The organism is Salimicrobium jeotgali, from assembly GCF_001685435.2.
Classification (GTDB): domain Bacteria; phylum Bacillota; class Bacilli; order Bacillales; family Halobacillaceae; genus Salimicrobium; species Salimicrobium album.
On sequence record NZ_CP011361.2, the window covers coordinates 2,430,435 to 2,444,235 of the forward strand.

The 13,801-nt window shown below is 44.5% G+C and carries 16 protein-coding genes and 1 other annotated feature (1 of these 17 running past the window's edge); of the genes, 7 read left to right on the forward strand and 9 right to left on the reverse strand.

The window, feature by feature from the left end; genetic code table 11:
• Positions 1 to 88: a binding site (T-box leader), on the reverse strand; it reaches 130 nt to the left of the window's first position.
• A 176-nt stretch (positions 89 to 264) separates the two neighbouring features.
• Positions 265 to 1,212 (forward strand): glutaminase A, encoded by a 948-nt coding sequence (glsA, locus tag AAV35_RS12200; RefSeq protein ID WP_008591213.1) that lies wholly within the window; start codon positions 265 to 267, stop codon positions 1,210 to 1,212.
• Positions 1,202 to 1,648, forward strand: a complete 447-nt coding sequence (locus AAV35_RS12205; RefSeq protein WP_008591211.1) for a DUF4385 domain-containing protein — start codon at positions 1,202 to 1,204, stop codon at positions 1,646 to 1,648. The genes glsA and AAV35_RS12205 overlap by 11 nt, the downstream gene beginning before the upstream one ends.
• 340 nt (positions 1,649 to 1,988) lie before the next feature.
• On the opposite strand, the gene AAV35_RS12210 is transcribed toward AAV35_RS12205, so the two are convergent.
• Both AAV35_RS12210 and AAV35_RS12215 read right to left on the reverse strand, forming a co-directional pair.
• A complete protein-coding gene (locus AAV35_RS12210; protein ID WP_008591209.1) occupies positions 1,989 to 2,558 on the reverse strand; it encodes a histidine phosphatase family protein in 570 nt (189 codons plus the stop codon).
• Positions 2,555 to 3,547 (reverse strand): NAD(P)/FAD-dependent oxidoreductase, encoded by a 993-nt coding sequence (locus AAV35_RS12215; RefSeq protein WP_008591207.1) that lies wholly within the window; start codon positions 3,545 to 3,547, stop codon positions 2,555 to 2,557. Before AAV35_RS12215 ends, AAV35_RS12210 begins: the two co-directional genes overlap by 4 nt.
• A 179-nt stretch (positions 3,548 to 3,726) precedes the next feature.
• Between AAV35_RS12215 and chrA the strand changes: the two genes are divergently transcribed.
• Positions 3,727 to 4,902, forward strand: a complete 1,176-nt coding sequence (gene chrA / locus AAV35_RS12220; RefSeq protein WP_008591204.1) for a chromate efflux transporter — start codon at positions 3,727 to 3,729, stop codon at positions 4,900 to 4,902.
• Positions 4,903 to 4,963: 61 nt separating this feature from the next.
• Here the strand turns inward: chrA and ytvA are convergent, their stop codons facing one another.
• The 7 genes from ytvA to AAV35_RS12255 all read right to left on the reverse strand — a co-directional run bounded on the left by ytvA (position 4,964) and on the right by AAV35_RS12255 (position 10,088).
• Complete coding sequence (gene ytvA / locus AAV35_RS12225) at positions 4,964 to 5,773, reverse strand: YtvA family blue-light photoreceptor (protein WP_008591203.1); 810 nt, start codon at positions 5,771 to 5,773, stop codon at positions 4,964 to 4,966.
• A gap of 36 nt (positions 5,774 to 5,809) precedes the next feature.
• Entirely contained in the window at positions 5,810 to 6,406 is a 597-nt protein-coding gene (locus AAV35_RS12230) for a flavin reductase family protein (protein WP_008591201.1), read from the reverse strand.
• A gap of 143 nt (positions 6,407 to 6,549) precedes the next feature.
• Positions 6,550 to 7,374, reverse strand: coding sequence for an aldo/keto reductase (locus AAV35_RS12235; protein ID WP_008591198.1), 825 nt, complete (start codon positions 7,372 to 7,374; stop codon positions 6,550 to 6,552).
• A gap of 56 nt (positions 7,375 to 7,430) precedes the next feature.
• Positions 7,431 to 8,270 (reverse strand): SAM hydrolase/SAM-dependent halogenase family protein, encoded by an 840-nt coding sequence (locus AAV35_RS12240; RefSeq protein ID WP_008591196.1) that lies wholly within the window; start codon positions 8,268 to 8,270, stop codon positions 7,431 to 7,433.
• 261 nt (positions 8,271 to 8,531) lie between these two features.
• Positions 8,532 to 9,005: a DUF1189 family protein gene (locus AAV35_RS12245; protein ID WP_008591193.1), complete on the reverse strand. Its 474-nt coding sequence runs from the start codon at positions 9,003 to 9,005 to the stop codon at positions 8,532 to 8,534.
• A gap of 17 nt (positions 9,006 to 9,022) precedes the next feature.
• Entirely contained in the window at positions 9,023 to 9,313 is a 291-nt protein-coding gene (locus tag AAV35_RS12250) for a YuzB family protein (protein ID WP_008591192.1), read from the reverse strand.
• Complete coding sequence (locus AAV35_RS12255; protein ID WP_008591190.1) at positions 9,276 to 10,088, reverse strand: riboflavin kinase; 813 nt, start codon at positions 10,086 to 10,088, stop codon at positions 9,276 to 9,278. Before AAV35_RS12255 ends, AAV35_RS12250 begins: the two co-directional genes overlap by 38 nt.
• 323 nt (positions 10,089 to 10,411) lie before the next feature.
• Between AAV35_RS12255 and AAV35_RS12260 the strand changes: the two genes are divergently transcribed.
• From AAV35_RS12260 to AAV35_RS12275, 4 genes are read left to right on the forward strand one after another with little or no spacing between them, the layout of a single operon-like run.
• On the forward strand, positions 10,412 to 10,771 hold the full coding sequence (locus AAV35_RS12260; protein WP_008591188.1) for a PadR family transcriptional regulator: 360 nt from the start codon (positions 10,412 to 10,414) through the stop codon (positions 10,769 to 10,771).
• Positions 10,755 to 11,507 (forward strand): permease prefix domain 1-containing protein, encoded by a 753-nt coding sequence (locus tag AAV35_RS12265; RefSeq protein ID WP_008591186.1) that lies wholly within the window; start codon positions 10,755 to 10,757, stop codon positions 11,505 to 11,507. The genes AAV35_RS12260 and AAV35_RS12265 overlap by 17 nt, the downstream gene beginning before the upstream one ends.
• Complete coding sequence (locus tag AAV35_RS12270; RefSeq protein WP_008591184.1) at positions 11,497 to 12,285, forward strand: hypothetical protein; 789 nt, start codon at positions 11,497 to 11,499, stop codon at positions 12,283 to 12,285. The genes AAV35_RS12265 and AAV35_RS12270 overlap by 11 nt, the downstream gene beginning before the upstream one ends.
• Before the next feature lies 1 nt (position 12,286).
• Positions 12,287 to 13,798 carry a hypothetical protein gene (locus AAV35_RS12275; protein WP_008591182.1) on the forward strand — a complete coding sequence of 504 codons (1,512 nt, stop codon included), beginning with the start codon at positions 12,287 to 12,289 and terminating at the stop codon, positions 13,796 to 13,798.
• The last annotated feature ends 3 nt before the right edge of the window (positions 13,799 to 13,801 follow it).

Consider the following 13,801-nt stretch of genomic DNA (forward strand, 5'->3'; position numbering starts at 1 on the left):
TCCCTTCTTCTCCACCTGTCACCTTCCACCAGCCGGTGATTCTCTTGGGATGGGCAAAAGAACGTACTCTTCCTATCGCAGAATTTGTGTATATTCTATGCTTTCTCATAATAACATGAAACGCAGTTTTATACATAGTATTTTACCTTTTTTATTAAGAAAAGCAGGCATAGAACGGTAAAAATGAGGGTACACTTTAAAAAAATGAATGATTCGTGCACATCTACTATACTCTTAAGTCATTCAATAAAGGAGAATTCACTTATGGCTCAATTATCCAATCAGCTTCTGGAACAGATAGTGGAAGACAGTCTTCCCTACGCATCAGACGGGGAAGTAAGACCGGTCATTCCTATGTATGACGATACGAAAAAAGACGTACTGGGAGTTACGGTCTGGACCGGTGAGGAGTATTTCCATGCCGGGAGGACCGACTTGTACGTTCCGATGCAGAGCACGGCTAAAATCGTTACGCTGATGCTCGCGCTGAACGACTTCGGGAAGAAGCGCGTATTCGATATGGTCGGTATGGAACCGATGGGAGACTTCTTCAACTCGATCGGTCAGCTGGAAAGACACCAGACGGAAAAGCCGTTCAATCCTATGATCAATGCCGGGGCTATCGCCACTGCCGCTCTTATTAAAGGCGGTTCCGTTGAAGAGCGATTCGAAAGATTCATGGAATTCATCAGACAGATCACCGGAAATCCCGACTTAGTGATGAGCGAAGAAATATACGAAGCAGAGAAATCAAATGGAGCCCGCAACCGTGCCCTCGCTTATTTCATGCAAAGTACGGGAGCTATGATTATGGCTCCGGAAGAAGCGCTTGATCTCTATTTCCGTACTAACGCTGTCATGATGTGTACCGAAGATTTCGCCCGGGTCGGCCACTTTATGGCTAACGAAGGCCGTGATCCGGAAACGAATATCCGCCTCATTTCACCGGAACACTTAAGAACCGTCAAATCTATTATGCTTACGTCCGGGATGTACAACTCGTCCGGTCAGTTCGCTGTGGAAGCGGGTTTCCCCCTAAAAAGCGGTGTCTCCGGAGCTATTATCGGTGCTGTACCCGGACGTATGGGAATAGGGGTCATCGGCCCGGCGATTGACGCTAAAGGAAACAGCACGGCCGGTGGTGCCCTCGTCAAATCCCTTTCCAACGAGCTGGATTTGAACATGTTCGGGGTGATTGAACATGAGCTTTGATTATGACTTCGATTTCGACACCATCGACTTCCGCAAGAACCCCGAGAAATACCGGGTGGGACGAGGCGAGCAGGGCGTCCTGCTCGTAGAGCCCTATAAAAGCGAGATCCTCGCACACTGGCGCTTCAAGACTCCTGAAATTGCCCGGGAATCCTCGGAAGCTATATACAATATGTACCTTGATTACAAGAAGAACAACGAGTTTGTCGGTATGGACATGGCCCGGAAATTTCTGCAGATGGGCTACACCCGTTCCAGAAGGTACGCTAATTACAAAGGCGGGAAAAAGTACGACGAAGACGGAAACGTCAAAGAACGCGATATAGATGAAGAGAAAGCCGAGTCCGCCCGGATTTTCGAACAGAAATGGATCAAAGTCCGGGAAGACGAAGAATATCTGGCTATGAAAAAGCAGCACCAGAAAAAGTATGGATAAGATTGCAAAAACCGGATTCTGGCATCCGGTTTTTTTCTTTCTGCTGCAGGAATCACATTCGTTTATTCAGGGAACTTTTGAAATCCTTCCCTTCAGCGGGAATGGGTGGCTGAAACGAAAGAAAAAGCTCTTTTCCTGACAGCTGGAAAAGGGAACCATTAGTGAAGGTAATAATTTCTATGTAATCCTTACTCTCCCCCCCTCCTCAACTTGCGAGGGGGACAAAAAGCAGGATCTATAACACTTTGCTTATAAATGAATAAAGGACCGGTCTGCCTTTCGGAAAAGACAGGCACCATCCCCGCGGTACAACCAAGGATTTTCTTTTATATAACATTACTCAGGAAAGATGAGTGACCTGATTGTAATCGTGGACTTTCCAGACCCCTTCCATAAACTCGATATTCGTGAGGCATCCGTTCAGAAGCTTAAAGCGATCGGCTCCGATTTTCCCACCGGAGATTTCCGTCAGTATAGCGTTAATAACCGCGCCGTGGGCAACAAGCAGCACGCGGCGATCCGGAAATTCTTCAGTCAGACGACGGACACCCGTCATCACCCGATTTATGAAAACCTCCTTGTCTTCCTGTCCGGGGTACTGTTTGTCCGGATATGCGGCCAGCCTTTCCTCTTCACGCATTCCTTCAGCTTCCCCGAAGTGGCGCTCACGAAATTCTTCCATGATTGTAAGGGGAAGACCGTGCCCTTCCCCGATGATTTCTGCTGTATGCTTCGCTCTTTCCAGCGGGCTTGTCACCAGCATGTCCCAGGCGTCCTCTTTCAGATAGTCCCGGCACTGTTTCGCCTGTTCCACCCCTGTATCATTAAGCGGGATATCCGTGCCCCCCTGGAGTTTATGTTCCCTGTTCCACATTGTTTCTCCGTGTCGTACGAGACAGATCGATGTCATTCGTCCATATCCTCCCCGGGCTTATGGTGTTTATAAACGACCGTACTGTAAACTTGAGGGGGAGCTTTCGGATTCAGCAGCTGTTTCACACTGTTCACAGCTGTCATGGCTTCGGACATCCCCGAAGCAAGAAGCATCGTTTTCCCAGGGTAATAGGCAGCATCTCCGCACGCAAATACCCGGGCTCCGCTTGTTTTCATTTCTGTATCCACAGTCACTCTTCCTTTTTCCACTTCGAGTCCCCAGTCTTTGTATACACTTTTACCTATGCTTACCCCTTCATATACAAGAAGGTGGTCCGCTTCGATACTTTCCCCATTGGAAAGATGAATACGCATGAGAGCTCCCGATTCTCCTTCGAGATCGTCGATTTCCGTATTACGGAATACATTCACGGAAGATGCAGCGAGCTGTTCTTCATCGTGCTCATAAACCGCCCGGAATGTTTCATCCCGGTTGATCAAGCTGACAGCGGCCGCTCCCTCTTTTTCCATTGTCAGGGCCCAGTCGATTCCGATACGGAAGTTGGAATATACGGCAATCCGCTTGTTTTTGAAGCGTTTCCGATTTTCAAGCGTATAGTGGATGGAGTAAGGCTCGAATTCTTCCCTTTTCTGAAGAGGCAGCGGTACCGTGTCATACGCTCCGAGTCCGGAAGCGAGGATGACGCTGAGAGCTTCGTAATCGCCTTTATTCGTCTTTACGACGACACTGTCTTCTTTTTCTTCCAGGTTTTCAACGATGACACCCGTCTCTATTTCCGGAGCCAGCAGTTCCGCCTGTTTCTGCGTTTCAAAAACAAAGTCCTCGCCTGTAATTCCGTTGAAGCCGGGAACGTCATACAGCTCTTTCTCCGGATAGAATACTTTTGCTTTTCCTCCCGTTTCCTCGTGGTACTCGAGCACCAGCGTGTCCATATTTCTCATACAGCTGTAGTAAGCGGCATAAAGTCCGCTTGTTCCTCCGCCGATTACAATTACATCTTTCATATCTCAACGCCTCCGATTCTTATTGATAATTATTTTCAATTCTAAACAAAATGTTACCGTTTTACAATGTTGACGGTGTTCGCCCCGCATCGTATATTGTAGGTTGACCTCCTGGGAAGGAAAAAATCCCGTCCTTTCTTTTTTTAATAAAATCGGTCTCGAGAGGAGCTTTTTTCAATATGAAGAACAATAACAGACATCTCTTTGAGATAATGAAATCATCCATTCGTCTCGGGCTTACTTCCTTCGGCGGCCCCGTCGCTCATCTCGCGTACTTTAAAGAAGAGTACATCGACCGGAGAAAATGGCTTGACGATAAGACGTACGCCGACATCATCGCCCTCTGTCAGTTTCTTCCCGGTCCCGCTTCCAGTCAGGTAGGAATATCCATCGGCATGCTGCGAGGGGGACTCGCCGGCGGTATTATCAGCTGGCTCGGGTTCACACTTCCATCCGTGATTATTCTGGTGCTATTTGCGCTTTTGTATCAGAATTTCCAACTGGCGGATGCTCCGTTCATCCATAGTTTAAAAGTGGTGGCTGTCGCCGTCGTGCTGCACGCTCTGATCGGGCTCGGAAAAAAACTGACGCCGGATTCGAAAAGGCAGACGATTGCAATAATAGCGGCCTGTTTTATGCTTCTTTTCCCGTTCGCGTGGATGCAGCTCGGGATCATAGGGGTGGCAGGGATAGCCGGAAGATTTCTGTTCAAAAAAATAGCAGATACAAACGCCGCCCCCTTCCCCGTCACTTTTTCGAAAAAAGCGGGTGCGGGCGCTCTTGCTCTGCTTGTCTCCCTCCTTCTGGTACTGCCCGTCCTTGCACGGCAGACAGAGCACATTCTTATACAACTATTCGATACCTTCTTCCGCGTCGGTTCTCTCGTATTCGGAGGCGGCCATGTCGTCCTCCCTATGCTTGAACGGGAGATCGTGCCGTCAGGGTGGCTGAATGTGGATCAGTTTCTCGCCGGTTACGGGGCAGCTCAGGCTGTTCCAGGCCCGCTGTTCACTTTCTCAAGTTATATCGGAACCATGATTGAAGGTGTGAGCGGGGCGGCAGTCGCGACAATCGCCATGTTTCTCCCCTCTTTCCTGTTTCTGATCGCCGCTTTGCCTTTTCTCAGCGAGCTGCGGAGCCGTCCGGGATTTCAGGGTGTGCTGATGGGAGTGAACGCAAGCGTCGTCGGTATTCTGCTGGCCGCCTTTTACGATCCCGTCGTGACAAGTGCCATTCATTCGAACACTTCTTTCGCTTTGGCGCTGTCACTCTTTTCCCTCCTTCACTTCTTCAAAGTACCGGCCTGGGGGGTAGTGCTGATCGGAATTGTAACAGGCAGCTTTTTATTCGCATAATTCCGAATATGAAAAAAGACCGGCAGAGAAGCTGGTAACTCTCTGCCGATCAAACGATCAGTTATATCTGAATGTCGTTTCTGATTCTTTCAAGCGCCTGCCTGACGGAAGTATAACTTCTCAGGGAAAGCTCGCTGAAATTGGCGTAAGGTGTGCTCCCCATAGCGAATTTCGGGGTGACACCGCTCAGTATGAGAGTGGTCCCCATCAGATTGAGGAGCTGGTTCAGCTGATAGATTCCTATATGTATTTCTTCGTTGAAGAAGGAAACTCCGGATAAATCAAGAATCAGATAGTCTTCCTTCTCTTCCTGAACGTGGTTACTGACAGCATCAAGCATCTGCTGGAGACGTTCGTCGTCCACATTTCCAATCAGCGGCAAAATAGACACTCCATCTTCCACCGGTACGATCGGTGTGGAAAGCCGCTTCACTTCCGTGGAATAATGTCCGACGAGACGCTCCGCTTCCACTCTTTTCGTCACATCCTGCTGTACTCCGACGAAGAAATCCTGGTTCAATTTTTCGATGAACACGGTGTATATCTGCAGTTCATTCCAGAATTCGGATCCGTCTTTGCGGTAGTTGCGAAGCTCCACTTTCATATTCTCTTTGCTTTTCAGTGCATCCCGGATTTTGTCCAGGTTTTCTGATTCTGTATCCTCTCCCTGAAGAAAGCGGCAGTTCCGTCCAAGCACGTCCTTCGCCTCATAACCCGTGAGTTCCTCAAAACCTTTATTTACGTAAACGACCGGCGTATCCTCCTGCTCCGGGTCGGCAATGACGACTCCCACTCCCACACGGTCCACAGCAGCCCTGATGAAATCGTTCTGCTGCATTACTTCCAGCTCATCGAGTGAATAATAATCCATAATGGTTCTCCTCCTGTCCTGTTCTTTCTATATATTTTATTCCGGAAGCTGATCGGTTGGCAACGGAAAAAAGTCCCGTACGAAAGTGTAATCCCCAGCCATGCGGCCGATAGCCTGAAGCTTATGAGGATCCACTTTATCCTTCTCCATATAAATATCATCTCGTAAATGATAGCCGATGACTTCTCCCAGAATCAGATTCGATGTACCTATTTCCATTACCTGCGTCAGCCTGCACTCGAAACTCACCGGAGAAGCCATGACGCGCGGCGGACGGACGTAAACACTTTCCGCTTCCGTAATACCCGCCACTTCGAATTCATCTTCTTCCGCGCTGTAATACCTGCTCGTTTCGTGCATGGCGTTCGCCAGCGATTCGGACACGATGTTCACTACAAACTCTTCCGTTTCTTTTATATTGAAGGCCGTATCTTTCTCCCTTTCCCGTTCGCCGACGGAGAGGGCAAGCGTCAGCGGGTCCAGCGAAGCTACCGTAAAAAAGCTGAAGGGGGCAAGGTTTTTTCTTCCGTTTCCATCCATGGAGGAAACCCAGGCGATCGGCCTCGGAACGATAGCCCCTTTCACAAGCTTCCCCATATCGTGATCATTGAATTCATTCTTATGTAAAATCATGAAAACACCTTCCTTCCGTCACCCGGACTCCATTCCGGTTCTGCTTATTCAAGTATATCAGATTTTCGGACCGCGTTATTTCGTCATATAATTTTTTCCATAAAAAACGCGGGCCGTCTCGCCCGCGTTGTCCACCTCGTACATTATTTTACATTCATATCGGCAGGACGCGGTCCGAGTCTCGTACCGCTGTCCAGACTGTCCAGTTTCTCCATCTCGTCCTGCGTCAGTTCGAAATCGAAGACATCAAAGTTCTCTTCGATACGGGAAGGGGTCACCGATTTCGGGATAACTACCCGGTTGTTCTGCAAATGCCAGCGCAGAATAACCTGAGCTCCTGTTTTATCATGATTTTTAGCTATCTCCTGCACATAATGATTCTCAAGCACTTCTCCGCCCTGCATAATAGGACTCCATGCTTCCATTTGAATACCGTGTTCCTCACAGAAGTCTTTAATATCTTTTTGTGCAAGGTAAGGATGGCATTCCACCTGGTTCACCGCAGGTTTCACGTCACATTCATCAAGAAGACGCTGCATATGACTTATATCAAAGTTGCACACACCTATCGCCCGGGCCTTCCCTTCCTTCTGAAGCTTCTCCATCGCTTTATAGGTTTCCACGTAGTCGTCATACTCCGGAGTCGGCCAGTGAATGAGATAAAGATCCACGTAGTCGGCGCCCAGTTTAATAAGACTCTCTTCAAAAGCCTCAAGCGTTTTTTCGTACCCGTGATTACTGTTCCAGACTTTGGTCGTAATGAACAATTCTTCTCTCGGGATATCGCTTTTGGCAATCGCTTCTCCTACCTGACCTTCGTTCCCGTAAATGGCTGCCGTGTCAATGGAGCGGTAGCCGGTCTGAAGTGCTTTCGTTACTGCCGGTTCCGCATCTTTCGTTTCTACCTGCCAGAGTCCGAATCCAAGCTGCGGCATCGACACATCGTTATGTAGCTGTACGTAATTCATGTAAAATCTCCCCTCTCTCTTTGTTTCACTATACCCATTTTACTACACCTTTCAACCTACAACTTCCTGAAAAGAATATGCCAGTCCGGCCCCGTGCCCACATCGTAGGCTTTTGCGAAAGAACCCTGATTGATCGCTACAGCAAGACGGTCAAGGGAATTGATGTATACGAGAGGCTCTCCTTTATGCGTATCCGCAAATGAATGACCGAACGTCATCAGCTGGTGAAAATGCTGCCGTCGCCCGTGTTCGATCGTAACTTCCACGGAATCCCCGTGAGTAATACCCAGTTGATGAAACGCTTCGCGCGGCACATTCGTCCACAGATTCCCAAACTGGATATCAAGAATATCCACCGTACCTTCAATCTTTTCTCCGTCGGCCTCCGGATAATGAAGAGGGAGAGAAATAAAGGAATCTGCAGGTAACAACGGACCCACATCTTCGTAAGTAATCGTACCTGAGGAAAGCCGCGCACCTGTGTAGGCGTAAATGTCTCTTCCGTGAAACGTGTAGCTCTCCCCGGAGTTCGGCAGACGATTTGTCTGCTCATCAATCTCCCGCAGCTCCACGATCGTTTCCGCCTCATGAATATGGGTGAGTGTCCCATTGTCCGGAGTTACTATGTAATGGCCGTCTGCAGTTTTTGCTACGACGCTTTTACGTTTAGAACCGACGCCCGGGTCAACGACGGATACGAACACGGTCCCCTTTTTCCAGTATCCCGCTGTCTGCCACAGCCGGTACGAGGCCTCCCATATGTGAAAAGCCGGAATCTCGTGCGTCAGTGTAAACAGCTGCAGCTGTTCATCAACGGAATGGGCCACTCCGTACATAGCACTGACAGCACCATCACTTATACCGAAATCAGACTGGAACACCAGTGCACTCTTCATCGCTATCCCTCCTCTTTGTAATGTTTCATTATCTTACCTTATCCTCGCTCCGAACCCAAGTAAAAATTCGGTGGCGGGAGCTGTATAGTGACCTTCAGCTCCGGTTTTTCTTCCGGAAGGGCACGATTATCAAGGAATCGTGCCTTTCCCCTTCCCTGCTCCCCTACGAAAGTAACGATTAGACGGGAATCGTGACCTTCGGAAAGCGAAATGCCGGCTCAAGGTCACGCAAAAGGATCCACAGCACAAAAAAAAGAAGCGTCAGGGACGCTTCTTCGGATACACCGTTATCATTTTATAAAGCAAATAGCTGATCGGAGTAATGAATACAAGTACTGTTACGTAGTCCGGGAGGCCAATATAAGTCGATAACGTAGAAAAAACGAGCGGAAGTGTCAGGGCATACGCTGTCATCTTCCAAACCTGCTGGTACCGCAGCTTTCTTTTCAGTACTTTGGAAAGAAGGAGCCCTCCCCCAGCGATGATAGTTACACCTGCTACAATTAGAAAAATGATCAGCAGCGGGTAAAAAACGAGCGCCTGCGCCATATAGAGACCTCTCGCCACTTCGGTCAGTTCTTTTTCGAACGTCGTGATAGCACTGTAGATGTTAGGGAGAAAAAGTACAAGAAGCAGCACGAACAGATAGCCGATCGTGCTGGTGATCCCTTTTCTATTCAGTTGAAAGAGTGCCTCTTTTTTCGGAAGGCGCAGGCTGAGTTTCAGTGACTCCATCTGTTCCACGTCCATTTCTATTCTGTGAAAGCTGCAAGTTCTTCATCTATCTGTTTACGGATCTTGTCCATCGCCTGTTCTGCCGAATGGCCGAAAACCCGTTTGTTGTTTACAAGAGCGTAAGGTTTAATGGCACAAAGACCGCAATAGGACAGGCAGTCGCTGATCAGCACATCCACTGCCGGATACTCCTCTTCCAGAATCCCTTCTGCGTCTATCGTGCTCAGTAAGTTGCTGTCGCATATTTCTACAAGTACTACCCCATGGGAGTCAGTCTCCTTTTCTTTGTTGTAATCCCAAAACTTCACGTGCGTCGACTTCGTCCTGTTTCATCTGTTCCACCAGCGCATCGAGACCGTCAAAATCGACTTCTCCCCGCATGTGCCTTAAGAAAGAAAGTGTGATATCTCTATCGTAAATGTCTTCCTGAAAGTCCAGAATATATGCTTCCACTTTATAGGTGGTACCTTTCACCGTCGGACGGTATCCGGCACTGATCAATGCATAATAACTCCTCGGTGTCTCTTCGTGAATGAGAAGAGACCCGATGTAAACGCCGGGAGCGGGATTTACGTATTCATCCGCACCACCAAGATTTATTGTAGGAAACCCGAGCTCACGACCAAGAGCCTGTCCTCTTGTGACCGTCGCTTTCATGGCATAGGGACGGCCCAGTTTGGCTGTGGCGGCTTCCACTTTTCCTTCTTCAATCAGCGTCCTGATTTCCGGAGCCGATACATGTTGAATGGAAAGGACTTCAGCATCACGGACAGCTGAATTTTCTTCTTCTATTATAACATGCGAGGGTGCAAGTGTTTCCACACCCTGCCTGATATTCTCTTCATCCGATTCTTTATAATAAAAGTCTATGCCGAAAGACTCCAGCAGTTCTTTTTTATGATGAAAAGGGGTGAGCAGCCGTTCTTCTTTTACGGAAGTATCAAGTACCGCTATCTGATGCCCCCGTTTACGGGCCTGGCGCAATAAATTGTAATGACCGAGATGCATTCCGTCAAAATCGGCAATTACGAGCGTCAGCGGACCCTCCGTTTTCTGAACTTGTGACCAGTCATTTGTTTCCATGGAAACCGTCCCCTTCTTCTAATGTTACATACAGATTAATTTAATCAGCCTTTCCCTGCGTATGCAAGCCACATGCACAAAGAAAAGCGAAAACTTCCGGTTAGAAGTTCCGGGCTAAGCCGGAGGTTCGCTTTTCATGCGCCCTTTCCTGAAAAGACCCCCTGCTTGGAGAAGGAAGTTCTAATCATCTTTTTGTAAGATAAAACTCTGGAAAAATCAAAATTCATAAATATCAATTTATTGTAATATAAACCAGTCATCCCTTGTATTATTAAGTACTTTATATCACAATGTAGTCAAAATGTTCTTTGGGAGGTAATTAATTGAATATCGGAAAAGAAACGCTGAAAGGAAATATAGATATCATCATACTTTCACTCTTAAAAGAAAAAGATATGTACGGATATGAAATTGCTAAACTGGTTCGAGATAAAAGCCAGAATCAATTTGAAATTAAAGAAGCCACTTTGTACCTCTCATTAAAAAGGCTTTCTAAAAATAATTTGGTTGTAGCTTATTGGAGTCAGGTACAAGGCAGTGGTCCACGTAGAAAATATTATAAAATTACATCTGAAGGTGCTAATTCACTTATGGAAAAAGTATCTGAATGGAATTTCTTTAAAAACATCATTGAAACTTTTTTAGCTACAGATAGAGGTGATTCTAGTGCAGGAAGTAAGTAGATATGTCAATAACATTTATAAAAAAGCAAATCCAAACAATCCTGAAACTTTGGAGTTAAAAAAAGAAACAGAAATACATCTTATAGATTCCGTAAAAGAGTTAATGACCGAAGGCTATTCCCGCAAAGAAGCCTTTTTGATAGCAACAGAACGTTTCGGCGGAACAGAACAATCAAACCAAATAATTTTTTTGATGGAACTTCAAGAAAAAAGTTTCGCCAAAAAATTGTTGAATGTAAGTATTTTTGGGATTCTGATTGCAATAACCTGTCTAATAGTCGCAATGCAAATAGGTAGCATAAATGATCAAAAGTTTGCTGATCTAGGTTACTCAATATTAGAGAGTCCTAACCAAATGACTGAACTTACAAATGAAGAAAGCTTATTTATTCTAGGAACCTCCTTCCATAGTAACGCTGATAAAACTAAATCACTTACCTTAACTAAGAACAACTGGCTACCTTCTTGGGTGAAAAGCGAACTGGTTTATTCGAGCGGCAATTCTTTCGTGAGGATTCAAACTATTGACGTAAGAGTCATAGGAGTACTTCTATTTGCAATTGGACTATCGATTTATTACACTCTCTTCGCCATCTGGGGATGCATAAAGCTTCACAATGAAAACAAACTAACTATAAAGTGGGTGCTAAGCCTAACGGCATTGAACATATTAGGATACAGTCTATTCTTAATACAGAAACATATAGTAGAGAGAAGGATGAAAAATGCTGGGTAATCAAGTGAAAGTTGAATTAAAAAGAACATTAATAAGAAAAACCAGCCTATTAATCGCAGCTATGGTAATTTTACTACCAGCGCTGAAATTCTATAGTATTTACGATAGCTACATTTTTTATAAACCCATGGAGGTTTTTCACGAAACCATTTCCACAATAATACCTTTATTATTCCCTGCTATCATAGTAGTTTTGTATTTGCCAATGTTTATACAAGAACAAAGAAATAATTTCATTAAATACACAACGCCCCGGGTTCCCTTACATACTTATTTAACAAGTAAAGGTATAACAAATGTACTTGTAACTGGTATATCAACATTTCTCTTGATATTTCTACCTTTTCTTTTCGTCTTTTACATAGAACCTTCTTTAGATATTGTTACTTACAATCAAATTGAACAGAACTCTAGGGTTGCAGTGGATGCTACTTTCACTCAAATCTTCAACAATTATGGGGATTTTGCATATGGAATCGTTTATTCATTATGGGTCTCCCTAAACACTATTCTTTACTGCACCATTGCCTTTTTATTGCTGTTAGTAATAAAAAATCCATTTGTAGCTTTATCTTTACCTTTTGTTTATTATCACGTTTTCAACTTCATTGCTGGGGTGTTAAACATACCAAGATTTTCCCCTCTGAGTACTATTTTCCCCTTCAATATTGAACAACAACCCATCTGGACTGCGCTATTACCATTCACGTTTCTTGTAATTATTCTACTTGGAACCTTCTTATACGTTAAAAAGAACAGAAAAGAATGGATGATATAAGATGAGTCCTAGCAAAAATATCTTCAAAGAAATATTAAATAACCTGGTTAATCTAAAAGTGATTGGATTGGGAATCACTTTTTTCATTTATGGTTCCTTGCTAAAAAGGGGTATAGCTAGCGAATCGGCGGAGTACTCTATCCCTATTAATAATTGGGATATTGGCCTTAGGTTTTTAAATGACCTATACTTAATTGTTTATTTTATTATTCCACTTACTTTAATTTTGTCTATTAAAGTGATCTTAGAAGAATTCAGCTATTTTAGCCTCATTCGACTAGGTTCTTTTAGGAGGTGGGCACTCGAAAACTTGAAACAATATACTCTCGTAGTTAGCCCGATCTTTATAACTTGGATCTTCGTTTCAGTTTTCTTAATGATTGGTTTTCCTATTTCCGGAGATTGGAGCCCACTAAGTTCTACAGCCACACCTGGGAATACTTTGATGGAATTAAATAATTATTTCTTTCATCCTGCTTTACCATTTTTAATACAAGTGCTTTTGCTCCCTCTCACTATATGTTTAATACACTTGACTTTAGCTATTCTTTACGTATTAACAAAAAACAAATATGTAATTCTGTCTCTTAGCTTAGTAGTATTTCTTCTATCTACCGTTGGGTTTAAGTTAATTCCTAACTCAATAGCTTTTGCTTCACCAAGTACCTACCTATCATTAGCAAAGGCATTAACCTTTTTTGAGAGCATTCTTCCCAACTTAATTGCTTTGTTCGTTATCGCATTAATATTGATTCTTGCACTAAATACTTTAGATACAAGGAAAGATAAATTTAAAAACATAAAAGCATACATTCCTTACATTTTATTTTCCACTCTATGTTTAGTCGGAATTATTCACAGAGCGAACTCCCTCAGTGATTTACCGGAAAGTACAATTCTTGATGTTTGGGCACTTTCATCAATGGGGGTCACTACTGAAAGCTTTTCGTATATGTCGTTTTTCTACTATACAATAGTGTACTTTGGATTTATTTATCTCGTGCAACTCTTTCTCAGTAATGAAATGGGCACATTAAGCTTCTACAAGATTCTACGATATAAAAACCTTTATAAATGGCTTTGGAGTTGGATGAAAAAAGTACTGTTTTCTCTCATCCTCTTCCTGACCTTGCTTGCTTTAGTATCAATAACTGCAGGGTTATTATATGGTTTCAGAAAAAGTATGGTTGTCTCAATACTTGGTATTCTAAACACCGAAATGTTCTATCAGTTCTTTCTTAATGGCTTTTTACAAATGCTGTTTTACATATTAGTGATATTCATCATTAATTGGATGAGTAAAGAGTCTACAAATGGATTACTTATTGTAAGTGTATTTATGGTTCTAATGCTACCAGGGTTGAATCCTTCGGGATTAATACCTGTTGGCTTGAATAGCCTTGCCTATTTACAAGAAACTAATGTTCATTCCATAACTGTAAAACTACTGGTTGCAAATTCTATAGCAATGATCTTTATTAATCGTCTTTTCGCCAAAAGTATGAAACTATAATGG